The 15,976-nt window shown below is 64.0% G+C and carries 14 protein-coding genes; 8 read left to right on the forward strand and 6 right to left on the reverse strand.

What is annotated here, in order from left to right; all coding sequences use genetic code 11:
* Positions 1 to 95: 95 nt before the first annotated feature.
* Positions 96 to 1,988 (reverse strand): mechanosensitive ion channel family protein, encoded by a 1,893-nt coding sequence (locus THIMADRAFT_RS10505; RefSeq protein WP_007193009.1) that lies wholly within the window; start codon positions 1,986 to 1,988, stop codon positions 96 to 98.
* A 388-nt stretch (positions 1,989 to 2,376) separates the two neighbouring features.
* Here THIMADRAFT_RS10505 and THIMADRAFT_RS27440 point away from each other — a divergent pair, with 388 nt between their 5' ends.
* From THIMADRAFT_RS27440 to THIMADRAFT_RS10520, 3 genes are all read left to right on the forward strand, one after another.
* Positions 2,377 to 2,793, forward strand: coding sequence for a hypothetical protein (locus tag THIMADRAFT_RS27440; protein WP_007193010.1), 417 nt, complete (start codon positions 2,377 to 2,379; stop codon positions 2,791 to 2,793).
* Positions 2,794 to 2,868: 75 nt separating this feature from the next.
* A complete protein-coding gene (locus THIMADRAFT_RS10515; protein WP_007193011.1) occupies positions 2,869 to 3,528 on the forward strand; it encodes a potassium channel family protein in 660 nt (219 codons plus the stop codon).
* A 147-nt stretch (positions 3,529 to 3,675) separates the two neighbouring features.
* Positions 3,676 to 5,109, forward strand: a complete 1,434-nt coding sequence (locus THIMADRAFT_RS10520) for a glutamate decarboxylase (RefSeq protein WP_007193012.1) — start codon at positions 3,676 to 3,678, stop codon at positions 5,107 to 5,109.
* Positions 5,110 to 5,439: 330 nt separating this feature from the next.
* Here the strand turns inward: THIMADRAFT_RS10520 and THIMADRAFT_RS10525 are convergent, their stop codons facing one another.
* Positions 5,440 to 6,075 carry a trimeric intracellular cation channel family protein gene (locus THIMADRAFT_RS10525; protein ID WP_007193013.1) on the reverse strand — a complete coding sequence of 212 codons (636 nt, stop codon included), beginning with the start codon at positions 6,073 to 6,075 and terminating at the stop codon, positions 5,440 to 5,442.
* 521 nt (positions 6,076 to 6,596) lie between these two features.
* Between THIMADRAFT_RS10525 and THIMADRAFT_RS10535 the strand changes: the two genes are divergently transcribed.
* The 5 genes from THIMADRAFT_RS10535 (at position 6,597) to THIMADRAFT_RS10555 (ending at position 12,727) form a co-directional block, all read left to right on the forward strand.
* The gene (locus THIMADRAFT_RS10535) at positions 6,597 to 7,259 is read left to right on the forward strand and encodes an LON peptidase substrate-binding domain-containing protein (protein WP_007193015.1); all 663 of its coding nucleotides are present in this window, start codon (positions 6,597 to 6,599) and stop codon (positions 7,257 to 7,259) included.
* 137 nt (positions 7,260 to 7,396) lie between these two features.
* Complete coding sequence (locus THIMADRAFT_RS10540; protein WP_007193016.1) at positions 7,397 to 7,723, forward strand: HesB/IscA family protein; 327 nt, start codon at positions 7,397 to 7,399, stop codon at positions 7,721 to 7,723.
* A gap of 243 nt (positions 7,724 to 7,966) precedes the next feature.
* Positions 7,967 to 8,389 carry a SufE family protein gene (locus THIMADRAFT_RS10545; RefSeq protein ID WP_007193017.1) on the forward strand — a complete coding sequence of 141 codons (423 nt, stop codon included), beginning with the start codon at positions 7,967 to 7,969 and terminating at the stop codon, positions 8,387 to 8,389.
* 160 nt (positions 8,390 to 8,549) lie between these two features.
* Positions 8,550 to 9,629 (forward strand): efflux RND transporter periplasmic adaptor subunit, encoded by a 1,080-nt coding sequence (locus THIMADRAFT_RS10550; RefSeq protein WP_007193018.1) that lies wholly within the window; start codon positions 8,550 to 8,552, stop codon positions 9,627 to 9,629.
* Complete coding sequence (locus THIMADRAFT_RS10555; RefSeq protein ID WP_007193019.1) at positions 9,626 to 12,727, forward strand: efflux RND transporter permease subunit; 3,102 nt, start codon at positions 9,626 to 9,628, stop codon at positions 12,725 to 12,727. Before THIMADRAFT_RS10550 ends, THIMADRAFT_RS10555 begins: the two co-directional genes overlap by 4 nt.
* A 77-nt stretch (positions 12,728 to 12,804) precedes the next feature.
* Here THIMADRAFT_RS10555 and rnhB read toward each other — a convergent pair whose 3' ends face one another.
* From rnhB to fabZ, 4 genes are all read right to left on the reverse strand, one after another.
* Entirely contained in the window at positions 12,805 to 13,392 is a 588-nt protein-coding gene (rnhB, locus tag THIMADRAFT_RS10560) for a ribonuclease HII (protein ID WP_007193020.1), read from the reverse strand.
* A 165-nt stretch (positions 13,393 to 13,557) separates the two neighbouring features.
* Positions 13,558 to 14,700: a lipid-A-disaccharide synthase gene (gene lpxB / locus THIMADRAFT_RS10565; RefSeq protein ID WP_007193021.1), complete on the reverse strand. Its 1,143-nt coding sequence runs from the start codon at positions 14,698 to 14,700 to the stop codon at positions 13,558 to 13,560.
* A complete protein-coding gene (lpxA, locus tag THIMADRAFT_RS10570; protein ID WP_007193022.1) occupies positions 14,700 to 15,470 on the reverse strand; it encodes an acyl-ACP--UDP-N-acetylglucosamine O-acyltransferase in 771 nt (256 codons plus the stop codon). Before lpxA ends, lpxB begins: the two co-directional genes overlap by 1 nt.
* A complete protein-coding gene (gene fabZ, locus THIMADRAFT_RS10575; RefSeq protein WP_007193023.1) occupies positions 15,467 to 15,976 on the reverse strand; it encodes a 3-hydroxyacyl-ACP dehydratase FabZ in 510 nt (169 codons plus the stop codon). The genes lpxA and fabZ overlap by 4 nt, the downstream gene beginning before the upstream one ends.

Here is a 15,976-nt window from a genome sequence, read left to right on the forward strand (position 1 = left end):
AATCCGTCAACCGATGCGAGCGGCCGCATACCGAGACCACCCTGTGGTCTGCAGTCGCTTGTCGGCGACGGTCGGCTGTGATTGAGGGCGTCGCCTCAACCCCGATCTGCGCCGGGCGAGCCTTCGGGCGGATAGTCGAGCGTGTCGCTGATACGCTTGCGCTGCGTCTCGTCCAGGTCAGGGAAGGGTAGCTCGTGGGCGGCGGCCCATTCGCGCACCTGCTGCTCCGCCGCCGCGCGTGCTTGCGCGTCGAGTCCCGCATCGCGCGCCATGTACAGCACCCGCGCAGGGAGCCCGAAGGCCGTTCCCGCCTGCTTGACCTGCTTCATCACCCGCAACATGATGTCCTCCTGAATAGCAAGGAATTCCGAATAGCCGGTGGTGCGGATGTAGGCGCGCAGCTCGACGGTGAGCGCATGGTCGCGAAAGCCGAGAAAGCGCACCCGGATCGGCTCCTCTGCGGTATGGATGGTTTTGGGGTGTGCATGCAGCAGCTCGCGCAGCGCGGCGAGCAGATAGCGCAGTTGGTCGTCGCCGGTCTCGTGACGCACCGCGAAGCGCTGCTGCAACAAGAACCGATCGCAGGCACTGAGATTGACGATGTTGCGCTCGGCCAGGTCGGCGTTGGGGATGGTGATCAGGGTGCGGTCGTGCTGGCGGATCTTGGTGGAGCGCAGGCCGATGGCCTCGACCCGGCCGACCGGGTTCCAGCCCTCGCCGTGACGCTCGTCGAAGCGGATCAGGTCGCCGACGCGGACGGGCCGGTCGGCGAAGAGGTTGAGCGCGCCGATGAAGTTCTCCAGCGTCGGGCGGGCAGCGAGCGCCACGGCCAGACCGCCGACACCGGCGCCCGCCACCAGGCCGTAGACCGGGATACCGAGGCCCTGCGCGGCGGAGAACAGCAGCATCAGGATGGCAAACAGTGCAACGACACGCGCGCTCCAGCGCACCAGACTCGGGTCCAGCTGCTTGGTGCCGCTGCGGGGCATGGCGTTGAGTGCATCGGGAATCCAGCGCGCGAGCAGCAGGATCGTCCAGATCAGGGCCAGCCCGGAGGCCAGCTCGGCGAGGTAATCCGGCCAGGCGGTCACCATTCCGGTGACCTGCACCTGGTCGTCGAGGAAGGCGCGCAACAGCTGCGTGGTCACCAGCATCGCCAGCGGTGCAACCAGGCGTCTCAGCAAGGTCCCGACACGGGCATCCCAGGCACGGCGCCGAGACCAGCGGACCACCACGACGATCAGGGCCAGCGTCGAGGCCAGGCTCGCCAGCAGCATGGCCCACTTCCAGGCGACTTGACCGGCAATGGGGCGCCGCGCCCAATCCGGCAGTCGCTCGATCGTGCGCGGCGGCACCATCCAACCCGAGAACCCGAGTGCGGTTCCTGTCAGGTCGTCGACATCCTCGATGCGCGATGGGCGCAGATAGTGCAGCTCGCGCGCCCGCTCTGCGTAGGTTCGTGCCGAGGCGATCGTCTCGGGGCTGAACAGGAACGCCCCGGCACGCGCTCCTTGCTCGACGCGCTGGATGACGATTCCGGTGCCCGGCAGGCGCCATCGCGGCGGTTGGTCGGCCGGTGCAACCGTGCTCGTGTCGGTTGCGGCATCGGGGATCGCCTCGGCGGGCGGGAGCTCGACCCGTGCGATCACCTCCCAGAGCCAGATGATCGTCGCGGTGGCGATCTCATGCTGCGCGGCCGGCGGGACACCGCTGAGATCCATCAGATTCATGCCTTGCTCCACCGCCCGCAGGACCGCCCGCTGGGTCTCGGCGCTCGGCGCTGCGCGGTACGCGGCATAGCGTTCGGCGATCGTGTCGATGAGCCCGAGAAAGCCGGTGAAGGTGGCGCGCGGCGAGGATGTGTCGGGCGGGCCGAGCATGCCGGTCGCATCTGCGAAGGCCATGCCCGGTGTCCAACACAGCATCCAAATCAACAGTAGCCGGAAGACGGATGCCGACACGGTTGCGCGGAAAAAAGGGTTGTTCATGCCTGCTCTATCCGCCCGCTGCATGCGCGCCGCTTCCGATTCCTGCTCGAGAAATGACCTTTCCTGCGAGAGCATCGGGCCAAAGCGAAGCTGTTTAAGTCTGGGTTTGCCGTATTGATTGTATCGCGACGGATGGCCCGATTGCCGGCATCTCGAACGTGCTCGTTGTTCCCGTTCTGTTCGGCATCGGCTATGATCGCCCCATTGATCGTGGACATGAAACACACTTTCAATGTCTTTTGCCCTGCATCCGGTCTCGCACCCCATGAACGAAGCGAGAGCGGGCTCCGATGCTCTCGGCTGCGTGGGTCTAGGGGTCGGTCTCCGGGTCGGATGTGGAGCGCCGATTCGGTGACGACACCAGCGTCGAGACACTCGGGAGATCCTTATGTGTACATCGCTCGTCTATCGTGACGCCGCCGGCAGGTCGTATTTCGGGCGGACGCTCGAGCTCACGGTCGATCTGCCCTATCGGGTCGCCTGGTTCCCCGTGGGCTACAACATGAGCTCGCACGTCGCGGATCATCCGCCCGTAGGCTTCACGACCCGCTACGGCGTACTCGCCATCACTATGGAGGTCAAGGGTCTCGACGCGCCGGGCGGTGGTGCTGCCACCGAGTTCACCTGCTGGACGAGCATCTCGGACTTGGACCGCAAGCTCTTCCTCCTGCGCGATCACGAGACCTACAACGACACGCGTTTCGACCTCACGGCACTGGCCGGAGCAGACAAGCTGCTGGTGTCGCCTTTTCAACGATTGAGGGGCGATCCGGCAGACGGTGCGGCAGCGCTGAAGTCGGCGTGAGGCCCACGCGGGTCGAGGCGCAAGGTCTGGCGCATGTTCAATATCCATGGCGGAAATCGAGCAACGAGCAGTTTCATGCGTAGCTCCGCACCCGAAGAGCGCCCGATTCGCTTCGCCATCCTGCTCTTCAGCCTGCTTGTTCTCGGTGCCAGCAGCGGCTTTGCGACCACCGGCATTGGGGAAATACTGGGCAACATCGCTGCATCGGCGGTCCTGCTCGCCGGACTGGCCTCGATGTACCACAACCGGATACTGCTCGTTGTCGGTTGCGTGCTTTTGGTGCCGGCACTCGCCGCCCGCTGGACCTTTTTCTGGCTCCAAGCCTCGGCGCTGGCGCCGGTCTCGATCCTGTTCTCGCTGCTGTTTACCGGATTCAATGCAGGCGCCCTCTTCCTCTATATCCAGCGCCGCGGATCACCTACCAACGACACGGTTTACGGCGGCATTTGCGTCTACATCCTCCTCGGCTACTGCTTTGCGCTCGTGTTCATGCTCCTGGAGATGCTTGTACCGGGTTCGTTTTATTTCGCACATGAGGCCCCGGTCGGCATCCCCCAGATCGAAAGTCAGCTCATCTATTTCAGCTTCTCTACCTTGACGACCGTCGGCTTTGGCGACATCACGCCATTGACCCCGCCGGCAAAGTCATTCGTGATGATCGAGGCCGTTGTCGGCCCGATGTTCGTCGCCGTGTTTCTCGCACGCTTGGTGGGGATACGTACATCGAGTCGCTAGGAGGCGATTCAAAAACAACCGACCGAACAGAATTTCAGCACACAAGCAGGATATTGGCGTTCCGCTTGCTCGATTGTTCGGCAGAGCGGCCGATCGATTGACGGGGGTTCGATTTTCACCTTTTCCATTGCCGAGGAGTATTCAACGATGCCGAAGCAGGACGTGAGCAAGCAAACGGGGCGCAGCGACCGGGATCCTCTGTACGACGAGGGAGAGAACAGCAACGACGAGACCTACGGTTCAAGCGAGCTCGTGACCGGCCTTCCGAAGTCGACCTTCCCCGAAATCGAGCGAGACCCGCGACGCATTTATGCTGCGGTCCGCGACGAGCTGATGCTCGACGGGAATTCGCGTCAGAACCTCGCGACCTTCTGCCAGACCTGGGAAGAGCCCGAGATCCATCGTCTGATGGATGCCTGTATCGACAAGAACATGATCGACAAGGACGAATATCCGCAGACGGCCGAGATTGAATCGCGCTGTGTGCAGATGCTCGCCGATCTTTGGAATGCGCCTGCCGGCGAGCAGGCGGTCGGATGCTCAACCACCGGCTCCAGCGAGGCCGCGATGTTGGGCGGGCTGGCCATGAAGCGGCGCTGGGAGATGCGTCGCCGGGCCGAGGGCAAGCCCACCGACAAGCCGAATCTCATTACCGGGCCGGTCCAGATCTGCTGGCACAAATTCACCCGCTACTGGGATATCGAGCACCGCGAGATTCCGATGGACAAGGGGCGACTCTTGATGACGCCCGAAGAGGTCCTGAGCCGCTGCGACGAGAACACGATCGGCGTCGTGCCGACACTGGGCGTGACCTTTACCGGCGAGTACGAGCCGGTGAAGGCGATCAGCGACGCATTGGATGCCTTCCAGGCCAAGAGCGGTCTCGACATCCCGATCCACGTCGACGGCGCCAGCGGCGGCTTCCTCGCCCCCTTCTGCGCACCCGACTTGGAGTGGGACTTTCGTTTGCCGAGGGTGCGTTCGATCAACGCCTCGGGGCATAAGTTCGGCCTCGCCCCGCTCGGTGTCGGTTGGGTGCTGTGGCGCGAAGAGCAGGACCTGCCCGAGAGCATGGTGTTTTGGGTGAACTATCTCGGCGGCAACATGCGCGACATCGCGCTGAACTTTTCGCGGCCCGGCGGGCAGATCGTTTGCCAGTACTACAACTTCCTTCGCCTCGGACGGGAGGGCTACCGAAAGGTCCATACCGCCTGCTATCGCAGCGCTGAATATCTGGCCGAGGAGATCGCGAAGATGGGGCCGTTCGAGATCGTCTTCGGCGGCGACATGGCCCGCGGCATCCCGGCGGTTGCTTGGAAGATCAAAGAGGGCACCGATCCGGGCTTCACCCTGTTCGATCTCGCCGACCGGCTCCGGGTACGCGGCTGGCAGGTGCCGGCCTATACCTTGCCGTCGAACTGTCAAGACCAAGCGGTCCAGAGGATCCTGGTGCGCAACGGCGTAAGCCGCGACCTCTGTACGCTGCTCATCGAGCACATGAAGGCGGCCTTGGATCATATCGAGGCGCATCCGATTCAGGAGTCGCTCACGAGCAAAGAGGCATCGGGCTTCCATCATTAAACCGCGCCCGGCGCGGTATGCGTCGTTCGTTGAATTGGTTTGGCCGCGCCGGCTCCGATCATTGTCGGAGTCGGCGCGGTTTAAGGTATTAAAAAATATAAATTTCTAAACCGCGTCTCCGCCAAGACCCATGGATTCACCCAACGTCGAGCTCACGCGAAGGTGAGCATCTCGCTCTGGACGCGGTTTAGGATACGCAACGCGCGAGGTTTTCATTGGCGAGCAGACTCATCGGCGCCGGCATGGCGTGAGGGGCCTGCACGCATCGCGCGTGACGCCGGGGTATGCCTGCGGGATTTTTGGGTAGGGTTGCGCCGAACCACGGGGCCCTCAGTCCGCCTTCGCCTTCGTGATTAACCATTGAGGCACGGTCAAATCCCAGCGAATCGCTGCCGCACGCAGCGCGAAGATGATCGCGACACAGCAGAGCGCACCGGCAGCTTGATGCTCCGGGACCCAGGTCAGTAGCGCGACATAGAGCGTGCATCCGATCAGCACCGGCGTGGCATAGAGCTCGCGCGTCATCAAGAGCGTCTGGCGACCCGACAATACATCTCGAAGCAGGCCTCCACCGATGGCCGTGACGATGCCTAGGATGATCGGGGCGAGCGGGCGACCGAAGTCCATCGCCCATGCCTTGTCGACGGTCTGAATCGCGAACAAGGCGGCCCCGAGGCCGTCGATATACAGCATGAGCTGGTAGATCTCTCTGCGCGTGAACAACGACTCCGCAAAGAAGGTGACCAGACTCGCACCGATGGCGACCCACAGGTAATTCAGATCGGCCGCCCAGAAGACCGGAACATCCAAGATCATATCCCTGATGGTACCGCCGCCGACCGCCGTGATAATGCCAAGCACGATGGCGCTGAAGAGATCGATCCCTTTCGGCGCCAAAACGAGCACCGCCGTCACAGCAAAGGCGGTGATTCCCGCGAAGCCGATCCAATAGCTGAAAGACTGCATCCGAGGCCACCGCCAAGGGGATTAGACAAGTCCAAGAGCGGCCGGTCGCCCCGGTAGACTCGATAACAGAAGTCGCAGTAGATTACTGGTAAAGCCTCCCGCGATCAAAACCCCGCCCCCATTCGGAATAACGGCACGCATCCTTCAGCTCTCAGCCTCCGACGGCATGGCGAGGCGAGTCGCGCCGTCGTGCACGGCAGGCGGCGCTCGGCGGAAACAGCGACGATCCGCTCGGGCGCACCGGCACCGCGACAACGAGCATGTTCCTGCGAAAAACCCGCATGCGCTCGGTATATCATGCTCGCGAGCGTGGCGGGTCGGCCTCCGAGCGTGGTCGCTATCGGCTCGGATCCGCCCTCGACGACTCGACCGCCCCGCGCGATCCCGGCGGCAAGGAGTTTGCGGGTCGGGAGCGCCACCGTCTAGGGAAGCGCGAGAGACGCCCCATCTATCCCGTTGACGACGCAAACGATCAACCGCATCGCCGGGACCTCTCGCGGGTTCGGGCGCTGGAGTAGCCGATGACCCGCACCCCCTTCTTTCCGAAATTCTCCGACTTGCCCGCCGAGATCCCGATCTTCCCCTTGCCGGGAGCCGTGGTCATGCCGGGGGTTCAGTTACCACTCAACATCTTCGAGCCACGCTACATCCGGATGGTGACCGATGCATTGGCGTCGAACCATCTCATCGGCATGATTCAGCCGACCAGCGAGACCATGACCGAGGAGGTCCCGGAGATTCACCGCATCGGCTGCGCGGGTCGAATCACCTCCTACAGCGAGACGACCGACGGCAGAATCGTCCTGGTCCTGACCGGGGTGTGCCGCTTCCAAGTCATCAGCGAGATCGCCGAGGAGCATGGCTATCGGCGGGTTCGGGCGGACTGGGAGCGGTTCGCGGCGGACTATCAGGAAAACGACTCTCCGATCGCGGATCGCAAAGGATTCCTCACCTCGCTAAAGGCCTACTGTGCACTGCGCGGCGTCGAGGTTCCCTGGGAGGATGTCGAGCAGATGGCCGACAAGGACCTGACGAACCTGCTGTGCGCCCATCTGCCGCTGAGCCCGGAGGATAAGCAGGCCTTGATCGAGACCCTTCCGACCGGCGACCGGGCCGCACTGATGCGGGGGCTTCTGGATATGTCGGCGGCCGCGAGCATGGACACCGCCGAGCACCGCCACTGAGCCGCCTCCGCGCAAACACGCGGCGCGCCTGTGCGGGTCGGCACGACACCCGGCTCAGGGCGGTGCGGGGTTGAAAAATCGTCTACAGTGCTCAGGTTCGAGTATTGAAAATCGTCAACGAGCGAAGGGTTAATCCAATGGCAGTCACACTAACCGAAGCCGCCGCCAGCCACGTCGCCGGCATGCTCGACAAACGGGGACAGGGCCTCGGCCTGAGGGTCGGCACCCGCAAGAGCGGCTGTACTGGTTTTGCCTACGATGTCGACTACGCGGACGCCGTGGAGCCGACCGATCGGGTCTTCGAAAGCCATGGCGTGAAGGTCGTGGTCGATGAAGAAAGCCTCGACCGGATCGACGGGATGGAGATCGATTTCGTGCGATCCAGCTTGCTCAACCAGGGCTTCGAGTTCCGAAACCCCAAGGTGAAGGATACCTGCGGTTGCGGCGAGTCCTTCAGCGTCTGAATCGCGTCCTGCTCGACATGGCCTGTCTTCATGTCGCCCCGGATCGACAATCTTGAAACGGCAGTGGCGTCGATGCGATTCAGGATATCGGATGATCTCGGGATCAACTCCAATGCCCCCGGGACCGACTCCATCGACGGCGCAACGCTGTCGATGTCGTGCCGGCGCTCGACGTTGCGCGGCCCGTATCGCTCGGAGCTTCGCTTTGAACCCTTTAGTATCAACTTGGAATAGTCCGCATCCATGCTCAACGATGAAATGACCGAGATCCTTGAGAACTTCGAGCTTCTCGGTGATTGGGACGAGCGTTATCAATACCTCGTCGAGATCGGCGAACGTCTCCCGCCGATGCCGCCCGAGGAGAAGACCCACGAGAACCGCGTGGTCGAATGCATGAGCCTTGTACACACGGCGGCGCGACCCCTCCCCGAGCAACCCGGTCACCTCGCGTTCAGGGGCGATTGCGACACCGCCATCATCAAGGGCGTCGTCGCCCTGCTGGTCGGGCTCTTTTCCGGAAAGCGCCCCGAGGAGATCGAGGCATTGGATGTCGAGGAACTGTTCGAGGCGCTCCGTCTCCAAGAGCATCTGAGCCCGAATCGGCATGTCGGCGTCTACGCCATCGTGAACAAGATGAAGGGCCAGGCCAGGGCCACGCCCTGCTGAGATCCGATCACCGCCTGCACGGCTGCCGCACAGGCACGACGCGCACCCGGGATCGTCCTCGCGTGGACCTCCAACCCGGCCCCCGACGTCGGATCCAGCACTGGCCGCCGTACGGCTGGTGGATCCGCCGTGAGCCCGCCCGACAACAGGGATTCGATGTATGCCAGCGTCAAGACCCGTCATCCCCTTCCTCGTGCTTCAATCGGCTCTCCTTCTCGCCGTGACCCTGACGGCACCGAGCCCCGCGACGGCCGTTGCGGTCGTCGTCGCGCAGGTCCGATCGATGCCGTGGGCCGAACGGGTCGAAGCGCTCGGGACGCTGAAGGCCAACGAGTCGGTCAACATCACCGCGAACGTCACCGAGACCATCTCGGCGATCCACTTCGACGACGGCCAGCGCGTGAGCGAAGGCGACATCCTGGTCGAGCTGACCAGCGTCGAGCAGCATGCGCTGCTCGACGAGGCGGCGGTGCGTGCGCGGGAGGCCGAGCGCCAGTACGAGCGGGTCAAGGCGCTGGTGGCGCAGGGAGCCGCATCCGAGTCGCTCCTCGACGAGCGCAAACGTGATCTCGACACGGCGCGTGCCGTCTTGGTGGCCATCGAATCGCGACTGTCGGATCGGCTGATCAAGGCGCCCTTCGACGGCGTGCTGGGTCTGCGCAACGTCAGTCGCGGTACCCTGGTCGAGCCCGCCGATACGATTACGACACTCGACGACGACAGCTTCATGAAGCTGGACTTCACGGTCCCGAGCGTCTATATGAGCGCGCTCGAGCCGGGACTTCGCATCGAGGCACGCGCCCGTGCCTACGGCGATCGAGTCTTCGAGGGTGTGGTGCGCGGGGTCGACAGTCGCGTCGACCCGGTGACGCGCTCGATTCAGGTCCGTGCGCTCATCCCCAACCCGGCGCGCACGCTCAAGCCGGGATTGCTCATGCGGGTCGAGCTCCTGGTGGACCCGCGCGATGCGCTGGTCGTCCCCGAGGCCGCGATTCTGCACGAAGGCCAAGAGCACTTCGTTCAGGTCGTCGTGGAGGGCGAAAAGGGACTGACCTCCGAGCGCCGCCGGATCCTGATCGGCGCGCGCAAGCCCGGCTTGGTCGAGGTGCGGGAGGGGCTTGCGGAAGGCGATCGCGTCATCGAGCACGGTCATCTCAAGGTTCGTCCGGGACAGCCCGTCGAGATTGCCGGGTCGACTGATTCCTCCGACCCGACGGGCGCGATGGACCAGACCCCATGATCCTATCCGACATCTCGGTAACCCGCCCTGTACTCGCCACCGTTCTCTCGCTCCTGCTCGTCGCCTTCGGCCTGGTCGCCTTCGATCGACTGCCGCTGCGCGAGTATCCGGACATCGACCCGCCGGTCGTCTCGATCGAGACCGTCTATCCGGGTGCGGCCGCCAACGTCGTCGAGACGCGGATTACCCAGCTGATCGAGGACCGCATCGCGGGTGTGGAGGGCATCCGCACGGTCGAATCCGTCAGCGAGGACGGACGCTCGGCCATCACCATCGAGTTCAATATCGACCGCGACATCGACGGCGCGGCCAACGACATCCGCGATCGCGTCTCGGCCGTGCTCGATCAGCTCCCCGTCGAAGCCGAGCCGCCCGAGATCCAGAAGGTCGACAGCAACGAAGACGTCATCATGTGGCTGAATCTGGTCAGCGATCGCATGAGCGTCCCGGAGCTCTCGGATTACGCCCGTCGCTACCTGGTGGACCGTTTCTCGGTGCTCGACGGGGTCGCCCGCATCCGGGTGGGCGGCAATCAGGTCTACGCGATGCGCGTTTGGCTCGATCGAACCGAGATGGCCGCACGTCGTTTGACGGTGACCGATGTGGAGAACGCGCTGCGTGCGGAGAACCTGGAGCTGCCCGCCGGCGGTATCGAGTCGGTCGATCGGCAGTTCAGCGTTCGCACGAGCCGCGCCTTCAACAACGCCGACGACTTCGCCGGTCTGGTCCTGAAGCAGGGCGCCGACGGCTACCTGGTGAGGCTCGGCGACGTGGCGCGGGTGGAGCGCGGCACCGAGGAGAACCGGACCTTCTTCCGGGGCAACGGCGTACCCATGGTCGGCATCGGCGTGATCAAGCAATCGACCGCGAACACCGTCGCCGTGGCGGATGCGGCCAAGGCCGAGGCGGCGCGGATCAACCCGACCCTACCGGAAGGTATGGAGATCAAGCAGAGCTTCGACTCCTCGGTCTTCGTCAAGGACGCCATCAAGGAGGTTTACAAGACGCTCGCGATCGCCATCGGTCTGGTCATTCTGATCATCTTCCTGTTCCTGGGCAGCGTGCGCGCGATGCTGGTGCCGGCCGTCACCGTCCCGGTCTCGATCGTGGCGACCTTCACGGTCCTGCTCTGGCTCGGCTTCTCCGTGAACATCCTGACCTTGCTCGCGCTGGTCCTGGCGATCGGGTTGGTCGTGGACGACGCCATCGTGGTGCTCGAGAACATCCATCGCCGCATGGAGCAGTACGGCGAGACGCGGCTCGTCGCGGCCTATCGCGGGACGCGCCAGGTCGCCTTCGCGGTCGTGGCCACGACCGTCGTCTTGATCTCGGTCTTCGTACCCATCGCCTTTCTGCAAGGCGATGTCGGGCGGCTCTTCGCCGAATTCGCACTCACCATGGCCGCGGCGGTCGCCTTCTCGTCCTTCGTCGCCCTGTCGCTGTCGCCGATGCTCGCCTCCCGGATCCTGCCCCGATCGCATCGGCGCGCATCCCTCACCCACGGGGTCGACTGGGTGTTTCAGTGGGTGCGCCGCGGGTACGGTGCGATACTGCGTTTCCTGCTGCGTCAGCCCTGGATCGTCGGGTTGGCCTTCATCGGGACACTCGGTGCCGCGGTTTGGCTGTTCGAGCAGATCCCGCAGGAATACGCGCCCAAAGAGGATCGCGGTGCCTTTTTTGTCCTGGTCAACGGACCCGAGGGTGCCTCCTACGGGTACATGAGCGAAAACATGGACGAGATCGAACGGCGCCTCATGCCCTATGCCGAATCGGGCGAGGCGATCCGGCTGCTCGTGCGCGCCCCTCGCACCTTCTCCAATACCGCGCTGTTCAACACCGGTATCGTCGTGATGGTGCTGAACGATTTCGACAAACGCCGTTCGGGCTGGGTCATCATGGACGAGGTGCGGGCGAAGCTCGCCGATCTGCCCGGCGTGACCGCCTTCCCGGTCATGCGTCAGGGATTCGGTGCGCGTATCCAGAAGCCGGTCCAGTTCGTGATCGGCGGCGGGACCTACGAGGAGCTTGCGCAGTGGCGCGATCTGCTGCTCGAGGCGATCGAAGAGGACAATCCCGGACTGACCGGCATCGATTGGGACTACAAGGAGACCAAGCCGCAGCTCAAGGTCGAGATCGACTACGATCGCGCGGCCGATCTCGGGGTGACGGTCGGCAACATCGGGCGCACGCTCGAGACGATGCTCGGCTCGCGCAAGGTGACGACCTATCTGGATGCCGGAGAGGAATACGACGTCATCCTCGAAGGCGAGCGCGACGCGCAGCGCACGCCAGGGAGCCTCGATAATCTCTATGTGCGCTCGGATCGCAGCGACGAGCTGATCCCGCTCGCCAACCTGGTCAGGGTGACCGAGTCGGCCGATTCACAGAGCCTGAACCGCTACAATCGGCTGCGCGCCATCACCATCGAGGCGAACCTGGAATCCGGACTGGCGCTCGGCGATGCCCTGAGCTATCTGGAGAGCAAGGTCGCCGAGCACCTGCCCGAACAGGCCCAGATCGACTACAAGGGCCAGAGCCGCGATTTCCGATCGAGCAATCAGGACATCCTCTTCGTCTTCGTCCTGGGTCTGCTGGTGGTGTTCCTGGTGTTGGCGGCCCAATTCGAGAGCTGGATCCATCCGCTCGTGATCATGCTGACGGTCCCGCTGGCCATGGCCGGGGCGCTCCTCGCCCTCTGGCTGACCGGGCAGACGCTCAACATCTACAGCCAGATCGGACTCATCATGCTGGTCGGGCTCGCCGCCAAGAACGGTATCCTGATCGTCGAATTCGCCAACCAGCTGCGCGACGAGGGGAAGGCCTTCCGCGAGGCGCTGCTCGAAGCGGCCGACGTGCGTCTGCGCCCCATCGTGATGACGGGCATCACCACGGCCGCCGGCTCGCTCCCGCTCCTGCTCTCGAGCGGTGCCGGCGCCGAGACCCGCACCGTCATCGGTACCGTCATCCTCGCGGGCGTGCTCGCCGCGACGATCTTCACACTGTTCGTGGTCCCGGTCGCGTACGACCTGCTCGCCCGCCACACCGGATCGCCCGGCGACGTGAAGCGGCAGCTCGAGCGCGAAATGGAGGCATCCTGAGAATTGCGCGGCTCGGCCCAAGTGTGGCCGACACCGCCTGGAGACCGACCAGGGTCGGGGGATCGTGTCGCGATCGATCAGCCGATGACCTGGACGCATGCCCTGACCGGACCAAAACTGCGTCTGTGCTCGGCACAGGGTCCGAGTCGGCGCAGTGCCTCGATGTGGGCGCGTGTCGGATAGCCTTTGTGTCCGGCAAAACCGTAGCCGGGAAACGCGAGATCCAGCTCGCACATGAGACGATCGCGCGCAACCTTTGCGAGGATCGAGGCGGCACCGATGGACAAGACCAAACCGTCGCCGCCGACGATCGCTTCGACCTCGCACCCCACATCGGGACAACGATTTCCGTCGACGAGCACCCGCGTCGGCCGCACTTGCAAGGCCGCAACGGCGCGCTGCATGGCCAGCATGGACGCTTGGAGGATATTGATTCGGTCGATCTCTTCCGCGCTCGCCCAAGCAACAGACCACGCCAGGGCGTGCTCGCGGATCTCCAGATCCAAGGCGTCGCGCCGAGCCGGGGTGAGTTTCTTGGAATCGTCAAGGCCGACGATCGGTCGGGCCGGATCCAAGATGACGGCCGCGGCACTGACGGGACCGGCCAGCGGGCCTCTGCCCGCCTCGTCGACACCCGCGCATAAAACCACGTCCCGGGTGATCAATGACGTTTCCTCATCGTCGAATCGTCGCGGATACCAAGGGACTTTATCCTCGACTCGGTTTTAGTGAAAAGGCGAAAAACGTCTTGAATCGTGTCCCCGCCGAGTCCGTTTGCACATCGACGTGCGAGCCTCAGGCGAGAGCGCAAGGACCACACCGGACGCGATTCAATCCCCGATGAGATCAAGGACCGCCTGTGCCGCGCTCGCTGCGGCATCCTGTCGGAGCCAGAGATGGATACGCCGATACTCGGCCTGGATCTCGGCCACACGCTGCGGATCGTCCAGGAAGGCGAGCACGGCGGGCGCCAACAGGTCCGCGCGACAGCGGTCTTGGATAAACTCGGGCGCCAGCTCCTTCTCGGCGAGGAGATTCGCCATCGCGATGTAGGGGACCTTGACCAGACCGAGCTGTTTGACCAGGTGATACGAGACGGGGTGGACCCGATAGGCGACGACCATCGGCCGCTTCGACAACAGTGTTTCCAGCGTCGCCGTTCCCGAGGCGGTCAGCACGACATCGGCGGCGGCGAGCACCTCCCGACTGCGCCCGTCGACCAGGGTGATCGGGAGATGCGGCGCGACCTGCTCCAAGGTTTGGCTGAAGCGTTCGCGCAGGCGGACGTTGACCAGTGGGACGACGAACCGCAGGTCGGATCGGGCGGCGAGACAACGCGCGGCGGTCTCGATGAAGGGCCCGGCCAGACGCTCGACCTCGCCCGTTCGGCTGCCGGGCAGCAGGGCGACGATGGATCCGGACTGGGGCAGACCGAGGGCCCGTCGCGCACCGGCCCGATCGATCTCCAGCGGGATCTCGTCGGCGAGCGGATGACCGACATAGCGTGCCGGCACGCCGTGCTCACGCAGGAAGGTCTCCTCGAACGGGAAGACACTCAGCATGAGATCGACGGAGCGGCGGATCGACTTGACCCGACCCGGACGCCAGGCCCAGACGGTCGGACTGACCATGTGGACGGTGCGAATCCCTGCGCCGCGCAGTCGACGCTCGAGGCCGAGATTAAAATCGGGTGCATCCACGCCGATGAAGACGTCCGGCGGATTCTCGACGAAATAGCGCACCAGCTCGCGTCTGAGACCGAGCAGCTCGCGAAGCTGGCCGAGGACCTCCATCAGCCCCATCACGGAAAGCCTCTCCATGGCGAAGAGGGTCTCGCACCCCTCCTCCTGCATCCGCGGTCCGGCCACGCCGACGAAGCGGACGTCGGGGACCCGTTTGCGGATCTCGCGCGCCAGAGCGGCACCCAAGATGTCGCCGGACGCCTCGTTCGCGACGATGCCGATGCACAACATCAGCGCACGATACTGCGCGTGCTGTCGGTGATGAAGTCCGCCATCGGAGCAATCTCGGGAGTGTCGGCGGACATCCGAGTCAGCTCGGCAATCGCCTCGGCCAGCTTCAGATTCCCCAGATAGAGTGTGCGATAGGCACGCTTGATCGCCTGAATGGCCAGGTCCGAGAAACCCCGTCGCCGCAATCCCTCGGCATTGATACCCCGAGGCTCGGCCGGGTGCCCGCCGACGGTGACGTAGGGAGGGACGTCCTTGCTCAGAACCGAACCCATGGCACAGAAACCGTGGGCGCCGATCCTGCAAAACTGGTGGACGATCGTGAAGCCGCCGAGGATGGCCCAGTCCTGGATCTCGACATGGCCGCCCAGAGAGGCGGCGTTGGCCATGATGACGTTGTCGCCGATTCGGCAGTCGTGTGCCACGTGGACATAGGCCATGAGGAGATTGTCGTTGCCGATTCGGGTCACACCTCGGTCTTGGGCGGTGCCGCGGTGAAGCGTCGTGAACTCGCGGATCTGGTTGCGATCGCCGATCTCGAGGCGCGTCGTCTCGCCGCCGTACTTCTTGTCCTGGGGGTCTTCACCGACACTCGCGAACTGAAAGATCCGATTGTCGCGCCCGATCCGGGTTGGACCCTTGATCACGGCATGGGCGCCGATCCGGCTCCCCGCACCGATCTCGACATCGGGACCGATGACGGCGAAGGGGCCGACCTCGACATCGGAATCCAGCGCCGCCCCCGAATCCACCAAGGCGGTCGGGTGGATCAAGCGGCAAAGTCTCGGGCCGTACACATGATCTCGGCGCTGGCCACGACGCGATCGTCCACGCGCGCCTCGCCGTCGAACTTCCAGATCCCTCGACGCACGGGCCCGAGCTTCACATCCAAAATCAACTGGTCGCCCGGCTCGACGGGCCGCTTGAAGCGCGCCTTGTCGATACCGACGAAGTAATACAGCTTGTTGCCGACCTCGTCCGGACGCGAGGCCATCGCCAGCAATCCGGTCGCCTGCGCCAGCGCCTCGATGATCAAGACGCCGGGCATCACCGGACGCACCGGAAAATGGCCGGTAAAGAACGGCTCGTTGTAGGAAACGTTCTTCAAGGCGATCAGATACTCGTTCACCTTGTAGTCGATGACCTTGTCGACCAATAGAAAAGGATACCGGTGCGGCAACAGGCTCAGTACCTTATGGATGTCCATTGTGCTCACGACGTCCTCCGAGCGATCAAGACGCAAATCAGAATCCGTCGGCGTGGGATGCGATCCCTCCAT

Origin of the sequence: Thiocapsa marina 5811, from assembly GCF_000223985.1 — a bacterium.
Classification (GTDB): Bacteria; Pseudomonadota; Gammaproteobacteria; order Chromatiales; family Chromatiaceae; genus Thiocapsa; species Thiocapsa marina.